The following is a 19,510-nucleotide window of genomic DNA, read 5'->3' as shown; positions in this document are numbered from 1 at the left end:
ATCCGGTCACGCACGGCCTCATGCTGTCGATGCTGGACTATCTCCACGTCGCCGACCTGCACGTGCCGCCGGTCGACGTGCGGGGCTACATCCAGGAGAGCCGCCATCTCCAGATCTGGCAGGCGGACCGCGACGCTCGCCGCCTCATCCCCCTACTCTCCCTCGTGCAGGAAGCGATCGACGCGCCCGAGCCCGGCGCGTCGGCGCCCGACGACCCGGAGGACTGCGCCGCTGTGGCCGAGGACCGCGCCGGCGTCGTGCGGCAGGCGCCCCCGGTGACGCGCACGGAGCCCGACTTCGGCGTCCTTTGGTTCAACGAGGACGGCTCGACACATGGCGATGGCGACCCGCCGCTGGCGCCCAGGCTCGTCGTCGTCGGCGACGTCAGCCACGTCAAGAAGGCCGGCAAGGGCGACGGCGACCCGGTCAAGGAGGCTGAAGCGATCATTGGCAAGCGCCTGCCTCTCGTCCCGCCCCCGGCCAACCTCGCGGCGACGCGGGCTGAGCTGCTAGCCGAGTTCCCCCACGCCGAGCGCCTCATCGATCGGCTACTGAGCCCGCTCGCATCGCAAGAAAGCATGCGCATCCCGCCGGTCCTCATCTGGGGACCGCCTGGCGGCGGCAAGACGCGGTTCGCCCGGCGCCTGGGCGAGGTCCTCGATCTGAAGCCCGCCGTCCTGTCCATGGCAGGCGCCACCGACTCGGTGACTCTGACCGGAACGGCGCGGGGGTGGGCAACCGGAGGGTTCTTGATCCTCGGGCGTGATACGGTTTCCGGTTGATCAGTTCGGTCTGCGCGGTTGTGGCCACCAGCGGAAGAGTGTGTTGGCTCGCAAGAGGTCGGGCTGAGCTTCGAGGTCGCGGCAGCGTTGCTCGATGCGGTCCTGGATCTCGGCCAGCCGATTGAAGTGCTGATTGACGATGGGTTCGTCGATGAGTTGCCAGCGGTGCTCGGCAGGCTGGAGTTCGGGGGTGTAGGGCGGCAGGTAGACGAGCCGCAGACCGTCGGGCACGTGCAATCCTGACTCGGTGTGCCAGCCTGCCCCATCGAGCAGCAGGATGCCCGTGCGCTGTGGACCTGCGCCGGCCTCGCGGGCGAACAAGGCCAGCAGGCGCTCGAAGAGAGGCTTGGAGACGCCATTGCCGACGTACCAATGGCTCTCGCCCGTGGCCGGCGCGACGAAGGCCGTGACGTAGAGCCACTCGTAGCGATGATGGCCGAGGGCAGTCGGCCTCTGCCCGCGCGGCGCCCAGACCCGGCGCGTGACAGGCTTCAGCCCGATGCGGTGCTCGTCCGTGCAGAAGAGCGTGACTGGGCAGCCGGGCTGGCGTGCCTCTTCCTCGGCGAGGATGGCGGCGAGTTTTTTTTGAAGGCAGCCTGCTCTTGGGGTCCGGCGGCCGCCGGGTTCTTGGGACGTGGCGCCTGGATCGACCAGCCGAGCGCCTGCAGCGCATCCCAGGCCCGCTGCGGGTAGACCGAGACGAGCCCCAGGTCCTGGGCCATCCAGGCGGCGATCTTATACCAATCGGTGTGGCTGAGGACTCACGGGTTTACGAGGGGGCGGGAGGTGTGATTCGATGTGGCAAGCCAGGGGGTTTGCCATGTCGAAGGCCGTGGGCCTGCGCGCGGATTTCGATGCCGATGCCCTGCGGCGTCTGGCGCGGACCAGCCGCAATGCTGGTCAGAGCCGGCGTCTTCTGGCGCTGGCTGCGATCTACGAGGGCGCAAGTCGCACCCAGGCCTCGCGGATCGGCGTGGTCGGCTTGCAGACGGTGCGCGATTGGGTGCTGGCCTTCAATGCGGCCGGGCCGGACGGTTTGATCGAGCGCAAGAAGCCCGGCCCGCGGCCCAAGCTCGACGATGCGCAGCGACAGGCCCTGGCGCACGCCATCGAGGAAGGACCGGACCTGCAACGGCACGGTGTGGTGCGCTGGCGGTTGAAGGATTTGGCGGCTTGGCTGTTCGAGCGCTTCGGCATCAGTCTCGACGAGAGCAGCGTCGGTCGGGAGGTGAAGCGAATGGGCTATGCCAAACTGTCGGCCCGCCCGCGTCATCACCAGCCGGACCCGGCGACCCTGACGGCGTTTAAAAAAACCTCCCCGCCCACGTGAGCGTGATCCGCGCGCGGCTGCCAGCCGGCACGCCACTCGAACTCTGGTGGCAGGACGAGGCCCGCGTCGGCCAGAAAAACACGGCGCCCCGGCGCTGGGCTCGCAAGGGCAGACGCCCCTCGGCACCGAAGGATCAGCGCACGGCCTCCGCCTACATCTTCGGAGCGATCTGCCCCGAGAAGGGCAAGGGCGCTGGGCTCGTCCTGCCCCGGTGTGACAGCGAGGCGATGAACCTGCACCTCGTCGAGATCAGCCGCAGCGTTGCGCCCAGCGCCCATGCCGTCCTGATCTTGGATGGCGCAGGCTGGCACACCGCCCACGACCTCGTCGTGCCCGACAACATCACCCTGCTGCCGCTGCCACCCTGCACACCCGAACTCAACCCGGTCGAGAACGTCTGGCAGTTCATGCGTGACAACTGGCTCGGCGACCGGATCTTCGACACCTACGAGGACATCCTCGATCAGTGCTGCGAGGCCTGGAACAAGTTGATCGTACAACCCTGGACAATCATGTCCCTTGGACTGCGCGAGTGGGCCTGTCGGTTATAAACCATGCCGATTGGTATAAGTGGGAATCTCTCGTGCCTCCGTCCGGCGGAACTACCGGTATGTCTTCGAATATAAGCAAAAATACTTATAGGAACCTTGACGTTTCCTGTCTAATATTTGCGGCATATTTTCTGTATCATTTGATTTGTATTATTTGATTGTTGAGAGCGGCGTGGTCTTGCGCACCTGCGCCCGCCGCCGCGGCCGGGCCTGCGCTGCGGGAAAGGACGTGACCGCCATGATGCAACCCTCCTGAATTTGAAGGGGTCATCCCAGGGTCGGCGCGAGCGCCGCACGTTGAGCCAGATCAACGAATGCGCCTCCGGTTCCGGGAACAATCGCCCGAACGAGAAGGACGCAGCCCATGATCGTCGAACGGTTGCACGATATGACGCTCGCGATCGAGGCGAGCGTGGACGACCCGTCGCGCTACGGGTGGTCCGTCCGGAGGCACGGGCGGATCGTCCGGCGCGCGCCCTGGTCTGCCCCGGATCGGGCGCTTGCCCTCAAGCAGGGGCGCGTCGCGCTGCAGGAGGCCGATGCCCTGTGGCAGGACAGCCATCAAAGGCGGACCGACCGCGTCCCCGACACCACCGCGGAGCAGCGGCACGGGCCGGCGCAAGCGGCCAGCACCGAAGCCGTCGTCCTTCCCAAGCCGCGCGGATCCGGCCGGCCCCGGAGCAAGGGATGACGCAAGAGCAACCCATGGCTTGGGAACGGGTCGCCCTCGTCACGGGCGGAACACGCGGCATCGGCGCCGCCATCGCCAAGCGCATGAAGAAGAAGGGCTGCAAGGTCGCCGCCAATTACGGCGGCAACGACGAGGCCGCCCACGCCTTCGAGGCCGAGACGGGCATCCCGGTGTTCAAGTTCGACGTCGGCGATCCAGCGGGCTGCGAGGCCGGTATCAAGGCGGTCGAGGCAGAACTCGGCCCGATCAACATCCTGGTCAACAACGCCGGCATCACTCGCGACGGCCTGTTCCACAAGATGACCTTCGAGCGGTGGCATGCGGTGATCCGCACCGATCTCGATTCGATGTTCGCCGTGACCCGGCCGCTGATCGAGGGCATGCGCGTGCGCGGTTTCGGCCGCATCATCATCGTCTCGTCGATCAACGGCCAGAAGGTCAGGCTGGCCAGACCAACTACTCCGCCGCCAAGGCCGGCGTGATCGGCTTCGCCAAGGCGCTGGCGCAGGAGAGCGCGGGCAAGGGCATCACGGTCAACGTGGTGGCGCTGGGCTACATCGCCACCGAGATGGTGATGGCCGTGCCGGAGGAAATCCGCAGCCGGATCATCGCGACGATCCCCGTGGGCCGCCTCGGCGAGGCCGACGAGATCGCCCGCGCGGTCGAATTCCTCGTCGGCGACGAGGCCGGCTTCATCACCGGCTCGACCCTCACCATCAACGGTGGGCAGTATTGTCCGTGAGGCATCGATGTAGCGTCGATGCGGGCCGGCCCGTCCTACCGGCCGGCCGCATCCGGCGGACGATGGATCAGTGGCTCATCAGGCAGCAGACCGGCATCAGCTGCAGCATGTCCCGGGTGAGCCCGCCGAACACCCATTCGCGCAGGCGACTGTGACCGTAGGCGCCCATCACGACCAAGTCGACACCCTCGTGCTGCACGAAGCGGATGAGTTCATCCGCCGCGCTGATGTCGGGCTGGGCGAGGGGGCGGGCGGTCGCCGTGATCCCGTGACCGGCAAGGTGCATGGCCACGTCCTCGGCCCCCTCGCGGCGCGCGCCGGGACCGATGGTGACGACTTGCACCGTCTCGGCCCGCGCCAGGAGCGGCAGGGCATCGTGCAGGGCGCGGCGCGCCTCGGGCGTGTTCTTCCAGGCGACGATGGCGCGGCGGGCCTCCAGACGCTTGATGCCCGGCGGCGCGACGAGGACGGGGCGCCCGGCCTCCATCAGCAGGGCACCGACGGGGATGCCCATCGGGCCGAGATCGCCGTCGGCAAGGCTGTGGCGGGCGACCACCACGAGGTCGGCCGCCCGGCTCTGCTCGGCGAGATGATCCAGCGGCCGCGCCAGCGCCGAGCGCCACGCGGTCTCGACCTCGGTGCCGGCGGCGCGCCGGAACAGGGCCTTGGCCTCGTCGAGGCGCTCGCGGGTGCACCGCTCCTCCACCTCGTAGGTGTGCAGCACCTCGATCACGTCGCCGACCGGCATGAAGCCCTGGAACTGGCAGGCGCCGACACCGGTCAGCCGCGCCTCGAACTCCCGGGCGAGGCCCGCTGCGAGCTGAACCCGGTCCGCCGCGGCGGCGGCGAGATCGAGCGAGACCATGATGTTGGAAATCGTCATGACCGCCTCCGGACGTCGTGGGCTGGAATGTATTCACCGCAGTTCAACCGTTACCCACTGATGGTCAGATGGTCCTCGACGGCGGCTGCGCCGGGGGCGGACCGCGCGGCGTGCTCCGCCATCTCGCGTTCGTGCCGGACATCGACGATGCCGTCGAGGATCACCGGGTCGCCCTCCACCCTCACGCGGATCGTGTCGGGGTCCTTCGCGCTACGCCTGAGCGCCGCCAGGATCCTGGCTTTCACGTTGTCTGGCCGCGCCGGAGGCCGCACCGCGATCATGTTGACGATGTCGGTGACGCCGACGAGCCACCGCAGCGCGAGTCCGATCTCCGGCTTGTATGATAGAACGGCACATTGCCGGTGAGCGTGACACAGCTCTTTTCGACCTTCACCCGCACGGCATCGTTGGGGGCGTGCGGGTCCCAGCGCAGCACGTTGGCGTAGCACTCGGCCAGGGTGTCGTCGCCGACGCTGGAATTGTCCGGGTAGCGGACCTCTGCGGCGTTCATCACGACGCGCGCCGCAAACCTGCAGGGAGACGCGCTCGGCAATTCCCTCTCCGGCATAGTTCGGGACGTGTCCGCTCAGCGTGACGACGCCATCCCTCACGGTGACGCCGATCCGCGTCGCATCGACCATCCGGGCGAACCCCAGCGCATCGATCACGTGCTGGCGCATGTCCTGTCGTCCGTCGCTAGAGCGCATTGCGACGAAGTGGTCGCCGGTTCGTCGAAAGAATGCGCGTCAAAACAAGGGCCTAGAGACGCCGGCCTGATGCCATCAGGTCGGATACGGCTCTAGATCTCCCGATTGCGCTCCCCGCCGTCAGGCGACAGATGACCAGCCAGAGAAGCGTCAGCGCGGCCACCGAGGCCAGGAGCGCGAGAGCCGGCGCTCCGGCAGGTGAATGCTCCAGCAGCGGTTGTCCGCGATCTCTCCGCTATTGATTACGAAGGATTGCATCGGAGCGCTCGGCGGCGCATGGGACGGTGTACGGCCTGAATGTGAGTCCTGGGATCAACGAGGCCTCCTCCCTTCGTCTTTGCCGTACCGAATGCCGTCCTCCCCGGCGAGACGCATCATGGATCGGCGCACCGGCCACGCCTTGATCCATCTCAACGCTGCCCGGCGCGGCGTCCGGCACATCCTCCGCCGTAAGTTCGAGGCAGGAGGCCGGCATGCGCGAAGCCGAGAGGGAGGCGCCGCAGGCGCACGGGACCGATCACAGGTCAGGATCAGCGGGATTCCGCTACGGTTTTGTCCACGGCCTCGACCAGGATCCGAACCTTTCGCCGGCCCCCTGACGGCGCAGGACCTGGAGCGGATCGGCGCCTTTTGGCGCGCGGCAAACTACCTGTCGGTCGGGCAGATCTACCTTATGGACGGGCCTGCCGGATGCTGACGTCGCTCAGCCGAAGGCAGATCATGTCAGCGAATCTATCTCCCCTCGCGGCCCTGCGCGACATCCTCGTCGGCACCACCGTGGAGGGTGGGTGTGAGGCCGCCGTTCCTGGCCCACTGACCGCTGGTTCGCTGTCACCATTGCGGCGGATCAAGGCGCGGGGCCGCCGCGCGGCCAACGATGGTCCGGACCGATGGGAGTCGAGCCGATGCCGGACGGGGCGCGCGCAGGGGCCATCGACGAAAGGCGCGGGGAGGCGTCGCCTTCTGGGCCGGCTCCGTCCGCGCCCGCGTTCTGGACCTGTCCGCCCGCCGCCCTCGCAGTCCGGCTCGGATGCGGGCTCGACGGCCTGACCGCAGCGGAGGCGGCGCGGCGGTTCGCCCGTTATGGGCCGAACGCCGACCGGTTGCCCCCGCCCGGCGGCGGTGTGCGGGCCGTCCTGTGCCGGCTGCTCGAACCCTTCGCCCTCACCTTGATCACCGCGGGCGGCCTTTGGGTCTTCACCGGTGACTGGGTCGGGGGCCTGATCATCATCGCGATCCTCTCGCTCTCGATCGGCCTCGAAACGCTGCAGGAGGGCCACGCGGTCCGCGCGGCCGAGGCACTGCGCCGCTCCGTGGCGCTCACGGCGGAGGCTAGGCGCGACGGCAGCTTCCGCGCGGTCCCCGTCGAGGGCCTCGTGCCGGGCGACCTGATCCGGGTGCGCGCGGGCGACATCGTGCCCGCCGACGCCCTGATCCTGGAGAGCACGGGATTCACCGCGGCGGAGGCCGCGCTGACCGGCGAGCCTTATCCAGTCGAGAAGCATCCCGGCCCCGTCTGCGCGAAGAGCCCAGCGGAGGCCTCGAACGCCCTTTTCCGCGGAGCGGTGGGCCAGAGCGGGCAGGCCCTGGCTCTCGTCGCCGGGACCGGCCGCGCGACCGTGTTCGGCGCCGCCGCCGCGGCCTTGAGCGCGGCGGAAGGCCCCTCGCCGTTCCAGCGTGATCTGCGGGCCTTCGGGCTGCTGATCGCCCGGGTGACGCTCGCTCTCGTCCTCGGCGTCCTTGTCGTGCGCGTGGCGCTGGGGCGGCCGTTCCTCGATTCGCTGCTGTTCGCCGTGGCGCTCGCGGTGGGCCTCACCCCCGAGTTCCTGCCGATGATCACGACCGTCACACTCGCCCGCGGGGCCCTGCGCATGGCGAGGCAGAAGGTGATCGTGAAGCGGCTCGCGGCGATCCACGATCTAGGCGCGATGACGGTTCTGTGCACTGACAAGACCGGTACCCTGACCTCGGCCGCGCTCGCGCGCAGCCTCGGCCCCGCCGGGACGGACGACCCGCGCCCGGCCAGGCTCGGCGCCGTGGCGGCGACCCTCGGCGGCGACCGCTCGCCCCTCGACGCCGCCCTCATCCGGGCGGACGCGGACCCGGCCGGGGCGTGGCGGCTGATCGAGCAGAAGCCGTTCGATTACGGGCGCCGGACCGGTGCGGTCTTGGCGGACGGGCCCGACGGACGGCTCCTGATCGTCAAGGGCGCCCCCGAGGCGGTGCTCGATGGCTGCACCGACCTGCGGGATGGGGCGGGCGCGGCGCCCCTCGGCCAGTTCGAGCGCGCGGCGATCCTCGCGCGGGTGCGGGTCCTGGCGGAGGAGGGCCTGCGCAGCATCGCAGTGGCCGCGCGGCCCGCCGTCGGGCGGTCCGACGCGGCGCAGGCGCATCTCGTTTTCGAGGGGCTGTGTGCCTTCGCCGACCCGACCAAGCCCACCGCCGCGGCGGCCCTTTCGGACCTTGCCGCAGCGGGCGTGCGGGTGAAAATCCTGTCCGGCGACGATCCCGTCGTGGTCCGGCGGCTGGCCGGCCTAATCGGGCCCGGAGGTCGCGGCGCTGAGCGGCGCGGCGCTCGCCGTGCAGGTGCGCCGGGTCGATGCTTTCGGGCGGCTCGCCCCCGATCAGAAGGCCCGCATTGTCGAGGCGCTCCAGGCCGGCGGGGAGGTGGTCGGGTTTCTCGGCGACGGAATCAACGACGTGCCGGGCCTGCGGGCGGCGGATATCGGCCTGTCGGTCGCGGGCGCGAGCGGCGTCGCGCAGGCCGCCGCCGACATGATCCTGCTCGCGCCCGACCTGGAGGTGGCGGCGGCGGGCGTCGCGGCGGGTCGGCGGACCTTCGCCAACATCCTCAAGTACATCCGCATGGGCGCCAGCTCGAACTTCGGCAACATGCTCTCGATGGCCCTGGCCTCGGTTGCGCTGCCCTTCCTGCCGATGCTGCCGATGCAGATCCTGCTCAATAACCTGCTTTGTGACCTGTCGGAGGTCGGCATCCCGTTCGACCGGGTGCGCCCGGAGAGTGTGGCGCGGCCCCAGGCCTGGGACATGGCGGCGCTCCTGCGCTTTGCCGCGGTGATGGGCCCGCTCTCCTCGCTGTTCGACGGGCTCACCTTCACCGTGCTGCTCCTCGTCTTCGGTGCGGACGAGGAAGTGTTCCGCAGCGCGTGGTTCCTCGAATCGATGGCGACGCAGATCCTCGTGATCATCGTCATCCGCACCCGCGGGCGATTCTGGCGCGACCGGCCGAGCGCGGCGCTGGCCGCCACCGCACTCGTCGCGCTCGCCGTCGCGCTCGCGGTGCCGTTCACCCCGCTGGGGCCCACGCTCGGGTTCGAGCCGCCTCCACCCGCGATGCTGGTCACGATCGCGGCGATCACGATCGCCTATCTCGCCGCCGCCGAGGCGATCAAGCCCTTCGCCATCGGCGCCTCGGCCGCACCCGCCGACACGCCCGCGCCGCACCTGGACACGACCGTGGGGCCTTCGCGATGATGCAGTCTGAAACGCGGGATTTCCTGATCGAGCACCTATCGGCCGTGAGGGGGGGATGGGAGGCCGTGCAGGAGATCGGCACGCATGTCTCCGTCGTCCTGATGGCAGGGGATCGGGCGCTGAAACTCAAACGGGCGGTCCGCCTCCCCTATCTCGACTTCTTGACCCCGGAGCAGCGTCTGCACGCCTGCGAGGCAGAACTCGCCGTCAACCGCCGGGCGGCGCTGGGCCTCTATCGCGGCGTCCGTCGAATCACCCGCGCAGCCGACGGGAGCCTCGCCCTCGACGGGGATGGCGTCCTTGTCGATGCGGTGGTCGAGATGCGCCGTTTTCGACAGGAGGATCTGTTCGACCGGATGGTCCGGGATGGGCGGCTGACGCCGGCCCTCGTCGCCGATCTCGGCCGCCGCCTCGCCGCTCTCCACGCGAGGGCGCCGGTCAGCCGGGATCAGGGCGGCGCGGCGGCGATCCTCGACCTGATCGCCCTAAACGATCTCAGCCTGCGCGCGAGCGGCCTCGTCTCGCAGGGGGAGGCGGCGGCGCTGAGGGGCGCGTTCCGGGCCCGGCTCGCCCGCCACGCCGCGCGGCTCGACGCAAGGCGCGCAGCTGGGCGGGTGCGCCGCTGCCACGCCGACCTGACGCTTCGCAACATATGCTTGTTCGAGGGCGTGCCCACGCCCTTCGACGCGCTGGAATTCGACGACCGGCTGGCGACCATCGACGTGCTCTACGATCTCGCCTTCGTGCTGATGGACCTGTGCCACCGCGAGCGGGCCGACCTCGCCAACCTCCTGTTCAACTGCTACCTCGACGCGGTCGAGGAACCGGCAGACGAGGCGGCGGATACCGGCCTGATACCGTTCCTGATGGCGATGCGGGCGGCGATCCGTGCCCACGTCTCAGCGAGTCAGGCCGTGGGGATGGGCGGGGAGGCCGAGGCGTCGCTGGCGTGTGAGGCACGAGCCTATCTCGCCCTCGCGCGGCGGCTCCTCGCCGACACATCCTCCCATCTCCTGGCGGTTGGGGGCTTCAGCGGAACCGGCAAATCGACGCTCGCCGCCGCGCTCGCACCTGGGCTCGGGCCGCCGCCGGGGGCCCGCATCGTCAGCAGCGACCGGGTCCGCAAACGCCTGTGCGGCGTCGCGCCCCTATCTCGGCTGCCCGCCGAGGCCTACGCGCCGGAAAGGTCGGACGCGGTCTACGCCGCCCTGCGCGCCGAGGCCGGGGCGGTGCTCGCGGGCGGAGCGTCGGCGATCCTCGACGCAGTGTTCGACCGCCCTGCGGAGCGCGCGGCGGTCGCGGCGCTGGCAAGTTCCCGTGGCGCGTCGTTCCGCGGCGTCTGGCTCCAGGGACCGGTCGAGACCTTGCGCGCCCGAATCGAGGCACGGCGGGACGATCCCTCTGACGCCACGCCCGCAATCCTGGCCGCTCAGATGCGCCGCGATTGCGTGCCGATGACGTGGCGCCGGCTCGACGCGACGCTCCCGCCGGAGACGCTGCTCGCCTCACTCCAGGCGGACGACGCGGCGTTCTTCGGCAGCCCGCCCTCCCCCGTCCGCCCCGACGACGCTCAGGCGCCCGATAGCAGTTCCATGGCAGCCCGGGCGATCGGCAGTTCCCCCTTGGCCGGCACGACGTAGACCGCGACCCGCGATCCCTCCCGGCGGATCCGGGTCTCGCCCGCCGTGTTAAGGTCCGGATCGAACGCGCCCGAGATGGGCGGCGATAATCCGTCCCTCCGCCTGCGAGGCTTGGCAAAACGTCGGCAACGTGTTGGTAGGACAGGCCGTAGAATCCGTCGCGCACGAGCTCGTCGTCGCTCAGCGCGCGGGGGAACGCGAACAGCTTGGCGAGGGGCGGCTGGGTGCGGTGGAGCGCCGTGTCGAAGTCAGCGACCTGGGGCAGGCCCGGCCAAGCCGCCGCCACCGTTCGGACCGCGGCGAGGTTGTCGGTCTGGTGGGCGCCCGGCACAGCAGCGTCAGCCCGTTCGCCGCATAGAGCGCAAAGTTCAGGCTCGACGAGCCGCCGCTGAGCGCAAGGATCGCCACAGTCACGCCGTCGCACCCTCGCCCGCGACCGGCCGCGCCCGGTGGACGAAGATTTGCGCCAGCGCGCAGGATGCGACGCGCGCCCCCGTGCGGTCGGCCCGGCTCGTCAGGACGATCGGCACCCGCGCGCCGAGGATCAGCCCGGCGGCGTCGGCGCCCGCGAGATGGATGAGCTGCTTGGCCAGCATGTTGCCCGAGACGAGGTCCGGCGCGACCAGCACGTCGGCGTCGCCCGCAACCGTCGAGGCGAGGCCTTTGGCGGCGGCGGCCTCCCGCGAGACCGCGTTGTCGAAGGCGAGCGGCCCCTCGACGAGCCCCCCTTCGATCTGCCCGCGCTCGGCCATCTTGCACAGGGCGGCGGCGTCGAGGGTCGAGGTCAGGCGCATCGACACCGTCTCGACTGCCGACAGAATCGCGACCTTGGGCAGCGCGAGGCCGAGCGCCCGGCACAGGTCGATCGCATTCTGGACAATGTCACGCTTCTCCGCGAGCGTCGGCGCGATGTTGACCGCCGTGTCCGTCAGAAAGAGCGCCTTGGGGTAGTGAGGCACGTCGAGGGCGTAGACGTGGCTCATGCGCCGTTCGGTGCGCAGCCCCGTCACCTTGTGGAGGGCGGGGGCCAGGATCTCGTCGGTGTGGAGCGCGCCCTTCATCAGCGCCGCTAATTTCCCGGCGCGGGCGAGCGCCACCGCCTGCTCGGCCGCGGCGTGGCTGTGGGGTGCCGCGACCCGCTCGATCCCGTCGAGCGTCTCTCCCGCGGCGATAGCCGCCGCCTCGACCTTCGCGGGCGGCCCGATCAGGACGGGCTCGATCAGCCCCGCCCGCCGTGCTGCGAGCGCGCCCGCTAGCGAAAGCGCGTCGCGAGGATGCACCACCGCGGTGCGGATCGGCGTCAGCCCGGCGGCGGCCTCAACAAGGCGCCGCCAATGCGCCCCGCGCTCGTGCAGGTGGACTTCCGGCAGCAGGACGCGGGGCCGGCGCACCTTCTCGGTCGGGGCGATCACCTCCGCCTCGCCGGTGATGACCGCCTCGCCCCGTCCATTCATGCAGACGCAGTCGAGGACGAGCCGGGCTCGGGCCGCGTCCCGCTCGCGCACGGTGACCCGCGCGGTGACGGCCTCGCCGACCTTCACCGGGAACAGGAACTGCAGGGACTGCGAGAGGTAGACCGTCCCCGGTCCCGGCAGAACCGTGCCCAGCACCGCCGAGATCAGCGAGCCGCCCCACAGGCCGTGGGCAACGATGCCGTGGAAGCGGTCGCCGGCGGCGTAGTCCGCATCGACGTAGGCGGGGTTGGTGTCGCCGGAGGCGAGGGCGAACAGGGTGAGATCCTGAGCCTTCAGTGTCCGCGTGAGTGCCGCCGTGTCGCCGACCGCGATCTCGGCGAAGGGGCGGTTCTCGATGAAATGGAGCGCATCCACGGCTCAGCTCTCCAGCACGTAGCGGCCCGGCGCCGAGTCGAGATCGGCCGGGCAATCCGGCGGCGCCTCCGGCGGGCAGGAGCGGGCGGCGAGCCATGCCGTCCATTTCGGCCACCATGAGCCGTCCCCACGCCGTGCGGTGCGCATCCAGAGGTCCGGGTCGAGGTAGGGGTCGTGCGCCGCGCGGGTCTGCACGCGGTAATGCCGGTTCGGGTGCCCCGGCGGGCTGACGATCCCGACGTTGTGGCCGCCGCTGGCGAGCAGGAAGGTCACCTCCGAATGGGTCAGCGGGCCGAACTTGAACACCGAGCGCCACGGCGCCACGTGGTCGCGCTCGGTGCCGACCGCAAAGACCGGCACGCGGATGTCGGTGAGCGCCACCGGACGGCCGCCTGCGGGCAAGCGGCCTTCGGCGAGGTCGTTGTCGAGGAACAGCCGGCGCAGGTACTCGGACTGCATTCGCGCCGGCATCCGTGTCGTGTCGGCGTTCCAGGCGGTCAGGTCGGTCATCGGCTCGCGCCGGCCGAGCAGGTAGCTGTTGACGCTCCGCGACCAGATCAGGTCGTTCGAGCGCAGGAGCCGGAACGCAGCGGCCATCTGGCGCGCGTCGAGGGTGCCGGTGGTGCGCATCAGGCTCTTGAGGAACCGGATCTCGCTTTCGCTGACGAAGAGGGTCAGTTCCCCGGCCTCGGTGAAGTCGATCTGCGCAGCCAGCAGCGTGAGCGAGCCGAGCCGCCCGTCCGCGTCCCGCGCCATGGCGGCGATGGAAAGCAGCGTGCCGCCGAGGCAGTAGCCGGCCGCGTGGATCCGCCGCCCCGGCTGGATCGCCGCCACGGCGCCGAGGGCCGCCATCACCCCGAGCCGGTCGTCGTCGAGGGAGAGATCCCGGTCGGCGGGACCGGGATTGTGCCAGGATATCATGAAGACGGAGAATCCCGCCGCGACGAGATGGCGGACGAGCGAGTTTTCGGGCGAGAGGTCGAAGATGTAGAACTTCATGATCCAGGCCGGCACGATCAGCACCGGCTCAGGCCGCACCGCCACGGTCGCGGGCGCGTACTGGATCAGCTCGATCAGGCCGGTGCGGGCGACAACCCGGCCCGGCGTCGAGGCGACGTCGCGCCCAACCGCGAACGCCTCGGCGCCGACGGGCGCCTGCCCGGTGAGGACGCGCCGGACGTCCTCGGCGGTGTTGAGCCAGCCCTCGACGAGGTTGGCCCCGCCGCTGCGCAACGTTTCTTCGAGCACAACCGGATCGGTCGCCACCGTGTTCGACGGCGCGATCCCGTCGAGCAACTGGCGCGCCGTGAAGGCGACGAGGTTCTCGTGCGCGCGATCGACGCCGGGCACATCGGTCGTGGCGTTGTGCCACCATTGCTGCGCGAGCAGGAAGCTCCGAGCGTAGAGGCTGAAGGGCCAGTGCCGCCAAGCGGTATCGTCGAAGCGCCGATCCTGCGGCAGTGGCACGATGCAGGGCTTCGCGTCCCCCTTCTGCAAGACGCTTCGCAGGACGAAGCCCGCGAGCCGCTCGCCCTTACGGACCGCCTTGGCCGTAACCTCCGCCCGCTTGCCGGGGGAGAAGGCGAGGTGGATGCCCCAGTCCATCCAGGCGACGGCGAGCGCGGCCGGGGACAGCCCGACGGTGAGGCGCGCCACGCCCGCATGGAACGCCTCGTCGATCGCGGTGCCGACCGCGTGCAGATCGCGCTCGTCGTCGGCGGACGCTGCCGCTTCGAGCCTGGGGCGTGCCTCCGACCAGGCTGCGCCGTCCGGAGACGGATCCGCACGCGGCAGGGGACGCTCGTCGGTTTCGAGCATCGTCGACAACCCGTCAGGCGGCGCGTCCGGCATCTATGCCGGCGCTCGATCGAGCGCGCTGGCCGGTACTCATATCGATCCGGGTCAGCCGGTCGTGGACGCTGCGCACGCCGGGCACCGACTCGGCTGCGGCGCAGGCCGCCCGGCAGACGCGTTCGTCCGCCAGGAGCCCACGCAGCGTGATGGCACCGTCCTCGATCGAGACTGCGATGTTCCCGGCCGGGATGACGCCCGCCTCGGCGAAGGCCGCCTCTAGGTCGACGCCGATCGCGGCGTCGTCGCGGGGGGGCGCTGCCGCGGCTCGGCGAAGGGCCGCCTGCAGGGCCCGCAGCAGATCCGTGCGTGTGACGATCCCGACGAGGCGTCCGGCCTCGATGACGGGCAGGGAGCGGATGCGCAGCCGCGTCATCAGCGCGGCCGCTTGGTCGATTCCCGTCTCGGGCGCGACGGTGACGACCATGCGCGACATCACGTCGGCGACCCGCCGTCCGTGCTCGCGCACGTAAGTCTCCGCCAGCCGGCCCGGATCAGCTAGGTATTGGACCCAGCCGGGCTTCGGCCCTGTCGTGCCCAGTTCCACTCGGGCCAGAAGGTCGCCCTCGGTGAGGATGCCGACGACGCTACCGTCCGTCCCGAGCACCGGCAGGCTGCCGACCGGCTGCTCAAGCATCAGCCCCAGAGCCTGCTCCATACGAGCACTCAGCGGAACGCTCGCCACCGGGCTCGTCATCACGTCTCGCACGTGCAATGCCGTCATCGCCGTGACCTCCTGATGCCGCCGGAATCCGCGGTGCAAGCCCGGACGCTAGGGGACTTCGAAGGGCCGACGCTGATCCAGATCAAAGGCCGGGGACTGGGCCGGTCGTTAGATGGGCACGGCCGGATCGCTCCATTCGCGGAGCCGTGCCCGAGCCGTCCCCCGTCCGGGTCCGCAAGAGGCCGGCTGCATGACGGACGCCCCCGACACATTTGCGCGCGACACCGTTCCGGCCGGGAACGCGCTCATCGAGGCTCGGTCGACGGGCGTTGCAGATCCCGGATGGGCGGTGCCGACCGATCCTGGCAGCGTCCCGGCCCCGGCCCTCGTCGCCCTACCGGCTGCGGAGGGCATTCCCCGGAAGCGGCCGATCCTGCCGCTCGTCGCACTTGCCGCGGTCCTGCTAGCCGCGGCGGCGGCGGGCTATATCTGGTGGCATGCCCGCCCGCCGGAGCTGCCGGCGGGCTTCGTCCAGGGGAATGGGCGGCTGGAAGCCGACCAGATCGACATCGACACGAAGTTCGCCGGCCGGGTCGCTCGCCTCCTCGCCACCGAGGGTGACAGCGTGCGTGCCGGCCAGGTCGTGGCGGTGATGGACACCCGCGACGTCGAGGCGCAGATGCGCCAGGCGGAGGCCCTGGTCCGGCAGGCCGACGGTGCCGTCGAGGAGGCCGGAAAGGCGCTCGCCCAGCAGGAGAGCGCAGTGCTGGCCACCGTGGCAAGCGTCGCCCAGGCCCGGCGCGCGGTCGAAGAGGCCAGCGCCAACCTCGAACTGGAGCGCAGTCGGGTGCGGTTCGCCCGGCAGGAGGTCGCCCGCACCGCGCCCCTCGTCGCCAAGGGCTATGCCACGCACGAGATGCTCGACACCCGTCAGCAGGCGCTCGACGGCGCGCTCGCGACGCAGAACGCCGCGAGCGCCCGGGTTGGCGTCGCCGAGCACGCCCTGCTCGTGACCCAGCGCAACGCCGAGGGCGCCGCCGCGGGCCGCGACGCCGCCGCGGCTCGCGTTGAGGCGGCCCGGCACGCCCGCGAGGCCGCGCGCCAGAGCGTCGAATTCTACCGGGTAACCATCGCAGACAACGCGCTGACTGCGCCCCGCGACGGGCCGATCCAGTACCGCGTCGCGGGCGAGGGCGAGGTGCTGCCCGCGGGCGGACGCGTCTTCACCATGCTCGATGCCGGCAACCTCTACATGGACGTCTATCTGCCGACGGCGCAGGCCGGGCGCGCGAGCCTCGGGGCGGAAGCGCGCATCGTGCTCGACGCCGACACAGACTGCGTCGTCCCGGCCAAGGTGGTGTTCGTGGCCGACCGGGCCCAGTTCACGCCCAAGGCCGTCGAGACGCGGGACGAACGGGACAAGCTGATGTTCCGCGTCCGTCTGCGGGTCAATCCCGAGCGGTTGCGTGGGCGCGAGGCGCTGGTACGCACCGGCCTGCCGGGGATCGGCGTCGTGCGCCTCGATCCCGAGGCGGTCTGGCCTGCGCGGCTCGTCCCGGCTCCGGTTCCGGCGCCCGTCCCGCCGACGGCGGGCCCGTGACGGGCGCGCTCGCGGTCGAGGCGGACGCGCTCGTGCGCACTGCCGCCCTCTCGCACCGCTACCGCGGGCGCACGGCCCTCGAGAGTGTCTCGCTGGCGCTGCCTGCGGGCCGGATCGTCGGGCTGATCGGGCCGGACGGGGTCGGCAAGTCCACGCTGCTGTCGATCCTGGCGGGCACGCGGCGGATCCAGGCGGGACGGGCCTGGGTGCTCGGCGGCGAGGTTGGCCGGGCCGCGCACCGCGCCGTGCTCCGCGGGCGTATCGCCTACATGCCGCAGGGGCTCGGCCGGAACCTCTATTCCGAGCTGACAGTGAGGGAGAACCTGCTCTACTTCGCCCGCCTGTTCGGGCCGCCCGGTCCGGAGCGGGAGGAGCGGATCGGGCTGCTGCTGGCCGGCACTGGGCTTTCCGGCTCTGCTGAGCGGCCAGCCGGTCAACTCTCGGGCGGGATGCGGCAGAAGCTCGGGCTCTGCTGCGCCCTGATCCACGATCCCGACCTGCTCATCCTCGACGAGCCGACCACCGGCGTCGATCCGTTGGCGCGGCGCCAGTTCTGGGACCTGATCGGGCGCATCCGAGCGGGTCATCCCGGCCTCTCGGTGCTGGTCGCCACCGCCTATATGCAGGAGGCCGCCCGCTTCGACCTTCTCGTCGCCATGGAGGCCGGGCGGGTCGTCGCCGCGGGCACGCCGGCCGATCTTTTGCAAGTGACCGGCACCGCCGATGTCGAGGCCGCCTTCGCCGTCCTGACCGGCTGCCCACGGGAGGCGCCCGCCACCGCGCGCCTCTCCCATGGCCATCTGCCCGAAGCCCCCCTGCCCCACCCTCCGGTTGGCGAGCCGATCATCACGGCGCGCGACCTGACCTGCCGCTTCGGCGGCTTCACCGCCGTCGATCGGGCGAGCTTCACCATCCGGCGCGGAGAGATCTTCGGCTTCGTCGGCTCGAACGGCTGCGGCAAGACCACGACGATGAAGATGCTGACCGGGCTCACGCCGCCGAGCGCGGGCGAGGCGCTGCTGTTCGGCCGCCCCCTCGACCCGCGCGACCGCGCCACCCGCGCCCGCGTCGGCTACATGTCGCAGGGCTTCTCGCTCTACGCCGAGCTGAGCGTCCGGCAGAACCTCGCCCTGCACGCCCGGCTGTTCCGTCTCTCGCCGGCCCAAGCGCGAGCCCGGATCGCCGAGTTGCTCACCGCCTGCGGCCTGGAGGCCCATGCCGACGCCCTCGCCCGCGACCTGCCGCTCGGCCTGCGCCAGCGCCTGTCGCTCGCCGTCGCAATCGTGCACGGGCCGGACCTGCTCATCCTCGACGAGCCGACCTCCGGCGTCGATCCGCGCGCCCGCGACCGGTTCTGGGCGCTCCTGACCGACCTCGCCCGGCGCCAGGGGGTGACGATCTTCGTCTCGACCCACTTCATGAACGAGGCCGCGCGCTGCGACCGCATCGCCCTCATGGATGCCGGCCGGGTGCTTGCCACCGACACGCCCGCGGGCCTGATCGCCGCCAAGGGTGCGGCCGACCTCGAAGACGCCTTCGTGGCCTTCCTGAAGGAGGCCGCGGCGGCCCGCGGCGAGACCTCCGGACACCTTGCCGCCGCTCGCGCCCCGCGGGGGGCGGAGGCGGGCGGGCTGTTCAGCCCGCGCCGGCTTGCCGCCTGCGCCGCCCGCGAGGCGCTCGAACTCCTGCGCGACCGGGTGCGGCTCGGCTTCGCCGTCCTCGGCACCAGCCTGCTCATGCTGGTGTTCGGCTTCGGCATCTCCACCGATGTGGACCGGCTCAGCTTCGCGGTGCTCGACCGCGACCGGACGCCCGCCAGCCGCGCCTATCTCGAAGCCCTGCGCGGTTCCCCTTACTTCGCCGAGCGGCCGGCCCTCACCGACGAGGCCGACCTCGACCGCCGGCTCGCCAGCGGCGAGATCGCGGCGGCCCTGGAGATCCCGCCGCAATTCGGGCGCGACCTCGCCCGCGGGCGCCCGACCCAGGTCTCGGCCCGGATCGACGGTGCGCGGCCCTTCGTGGCCCAGACCGTGCGCAGCTACCTGAGCGCGCTGCATGAGCAGGCACTCACGCCGTCGCCCGCGCGGCACGACACGGCTCCCGCCGCCATCGCGGTCCGCTTCAAGTATAATCAGAGCTTCGACAGCATCTACGCCATGGTACCGGCCCAGATCGCGCTCCAGCTCGCCCTGATCCCGGCGATCCTGATGGCGCTCGCCGTGGTGCGCGAGCGCGAACTCGGCTCCATCGTCAACCTCTACGCCACCCCACTCACCCGGCTCGAATTTCTGCTCGGCAAGCAGCTTCCCTATGCGGGCGTGGCGATGGTCAACTTCCTGCTCATGGTCGGCCTCGCGCTGGTCGTGTTCCGGGTGCCACTGCGGGGCAGCTTCCCGACGCTTGCGCTCGCCACCCTGATCTACGTCTTCGCGACCACGGCCTGGGGGATGCTGGTCTCGGCCTTCGCCCGGACGCAGATCGCCGCCCTGTTCGGCACCGCGATCCTGACGGTGCTGCCGGCCACGATGTTCGCCGGGATGCTGGTACCGGTCTCCTCGCTCACGGGCGTCGGCCGCATCCTCGGCGACCTTTTTCCGATGAGCTACTACCTGCCGGTGTGCTTGGGCACCTTCACCAAGGGGTTGGGCTTTTCCGACCTCGCCCCGACCATCGGCGGGCTCGCCCTGTTCGTGCCGGCCCTGACGCTGCTCGCGCTCGCGATGCTGCGGGGGCAGGAGAAGTGAG

General features: G+C 70.8%; 12 protein-coding genes and 5 pseudogenes. 9 read left to right on the top strand and 8 right to left on the bottom strand.

What is annotated here, in order from left to right; genetic code table 11:
• The first annotated feature begins 20 nt into the window (after nucleotides 1-20).
• Entirely contained in the window at nucleotides 21-782 is a 762-nt protein-coding gene (locus tag ASF53_RS18935; protein WP_286134549.1) for an ATP-binding protein, read from the top strand.
• On the opposite strand, the pseudogene ASF53_RS18930 reads toward ASF53_RS18935, so the two are convergent.
• Nucleotides 783-1,361: pseudogene (locus ASF53_RS18930) on the bottom strand (IS630 family transposase); the annotation flags it as partial.
• Nucleotides 1,274-1,504 carry a winged helix-turn-helix domain-containing protein gene (locus ASF53_RS27100; protein WP_082482839.1) on the bottom strand — a complete coding sequence of 77 codons (231 nt, stop codon included), beginning with the start codon at nucleotides 1,502-1,504 and terminating at the stop codon, nucleotides 1,274-1,276. The gene ASF53_RS27100 and the pseudogene ASF53_RS18930, both read right to left, overlap by 88 nt.
• 98 nt (nucleotides 1,505-1,602) lie before the next feature.
• Between ASF53_RS27100 and ASF53_RS25245 the strand changes: the two genes are divergently transcribed.
• The 3 genes and pseudogenes from ASF53_RS25245 (at nucleotide 1,603) to phbB (ending at nucleotide 4,096) form a co-directional block, all read left to right on the top strand.
• Nucleotides 1,603-2,663, top strand: a protein-coding gene (locus ASF53_RS25245; RefSeq protein WP_156635649.1) for an IS630 family transposase whose coding sequence is annotated in 2 segments (ribosomal slippage) — nucleotides 1,603-2,089 and nucleotides 2,089-2,663 — 1,062 coding nt in all. Because the reading frame shifts where the segments join, the coding sequence is not laid out codon by codon here.
• Nucleotides 2,664-3,027: 364 nt separating this feature from the next.
• Complete coding sequence (locus ASF53_RS18915) at nucleotides 3,028-3,354, top strand: hypothetical protein (protein ID WP_056202124.1); 327 nt, start codon at nucleotides 3,028-3,030, stop codon at nucleotides 3,352-3,354.
• A gap of 14 nt (nucleotides 3,355-3,368) precedes the next feature.
• A pseudogene (phbB, locus tag ASF53_RS18910) lies at nucleotides 3,369-4,096 on the top strand (acetoacetyl-CoA reductase).
• A 67-nt stretch (nucleotides 4,097-4,163) separates the two neighbouring features.
• On the opposite strand, the gene ASF53_RS18905 reads toward phbB, so the two are convergent.
• Together ASF53_RS18905 and ASF53_RS18900 are read right to left on the bottom strand one after the other, a co-directional pair.
• Entirely contained in the window at nucleotides 4,164-4,979 is an 816-nt protein-coding gene (locus ASF53_RS18905) for a universal stress protein (RefSeq protein WP_056202121.1), read from the bottom strand.
• Nucleotides 4,980-5,029: 50 nt separating this feature from the next.
• The gene (locus ASF53_RS18900; RefSeq protein ID WP_286134547.1) at nucleotides 5,030-5,659 is read right to left on the bottom strand and encodes a BON domain-containing protein; all 630 of its coding nucleotides are present in this window, start codon (nucleotides 5,657-5,659) and stop codon (nucleotides 5,030-5,032) included.
• 565 nt (nucleotides 5,660-6,224) lie between these two features.
• Here ASF53_RS18900 and ASF53_RS27095 point away from each other — a divergent pair.
• From ASF53_RS27095 to ASF53_RS18890, 3 genes and pseudogenes are all read left to right on the top strand, one after another.
• Nucleotides 6,225-6,371, top strand: a pseudogene (locus ASF53_RS27095) (phosphoketolase family protein); the annotation flags it as partial.
• A gap of 220 nt (nucleotides 6,372-6,591) precedes the next feature.
• A pseudogene (mgtA, locus tag ASF53_RS18895) lies at nucleotides 6,592-9,181 on the top strand (magnesium-translocating P-type ATPase).
• Nucleotides 9,178-10,821, top strand: coding sequence for a bifunctional aminoglycoside phosphotransferase/ATP-binding protein (locus ASF53_RS18890; RefSeq protein ID WP_353652182.1), 1,644 nt, complete (start codon nucleotides 9,178-9,180; stop codon nucleotides 10,819-10,821). Before mgtA ends, ASF53_RS18890 begins: the two are co-directional and overlap by 4 nt.
• A 178-nt stretch (nucleotides 10,822-10,999) precedes the next feature.
• Here ASF53_RS18890 and ASF53_RS27020 read toward each other — a convergent pair.
• The 4 genes and pseudogenes from ASF53_RS27020 to ASF53_RS18870 form a co-directional block, all read right to left on the bottom strand.
• Nucleotides 11,000-11,107 (bottom strand): annotated as a pseudogene (locus ASF53_RS27020) (hypothetical protein); the annotation flags it as partial.
• A 124-nt stretch (nucleotides 11,108-11,231) separates the two neighbouring features.
• The gene (locus ASF53_RS18880; RefSeq protein ID WP_056202115.1) at nucleotides 11,232-12,650 is read right to left on the bottom strand and encodes a bifunctional enoyl-CoA hydratase/phosphate acetyltransferase; all 1,419 of its coding nucleotides are present in this window, start codon (nucleotides 12,648-12,650) and stop codon (nucleotides 11,232-11,234) included.
• A 3-nt stretch (nucleotides 12,651-12,653) separates the two neighbouring features.
• Complete coding sequence (locus tag ASF53_RS18875) at nucleotides 12,654-14,468, bottom strand: PHA/PHB synthase family protein (RefSeq protein ID WP_056202563.1); 1,815 nt, start codon at nucleotides 14,466-14,468, stop codon at nucleotides 12,654-12,656.
• A 13-nt stretch (nucleotides 14,469-14,481) separates the two neighbouring features.
• The gene (locus tag ASF53_RS18870) at nucleotides 14,482-15,225 is read right to left on the bottom strand and encodes a CBS domain-containing protein (protein WP_056202560.1); all 744 of its coding nucleotides are present in this window, start codon (nucleotides 15,223-15,225) and stop codon (nucleotides 14,482-14,484) included.
• Nucleotides 15,226-15,514: 289 nt separating this feature from the next.
• On the opposite strand from ASF53_RS18870, the gene ASF53_RS18865 reads away from it, so the two are divergent.
• Both ASF53_RS18865 and rbbA read left to right on the top strand, forming a co-directional pair.
• Nucleotides 15,515-16,765 (top strand): HlyD family secretion protein, encoded by a 1,251-nt coding sequence (locus ASF53_RS18865; RefSeq protein ID WP_286134546.1) that lies wholly within the window; start codon nucleotides 15,515-15,517, stop codon nucleotides 16,763-16,765.
• Nucleotides 16,762-19,509: a ribosome-associated ATPase/putative transporter RbbA gene (gene rbbA / locus ASF53_RS18860; RefSeq protein WP_056202111.1), complete on the top strand. Its 2,748-nt coding sequence runs from the start codon at nucleotides 16,762-16,764 to the stop codon at nucleotides 19,507-19,509. Before ASF53_RS18865 ends, rbbA begins: the two co-directional genes overlap by 4 nt.
• Nucleotide 19,510 lies beyond the last annotated feature (1 nt).

The sequence above is a fragment of the Methylobacterium sp. Leaf123 genome, assembly GCF_001423405.1.
Lineage (GTDB): Bacteria > Pseudomonadota > Alphaproteobacteria > Rhizobiales > Beijerinckiaceae > Methylobacterium.
Note: the sequence above shows the minus strand (reverse complement) of the source record. Positions and strands in the feature narration are given on the sequence as shown.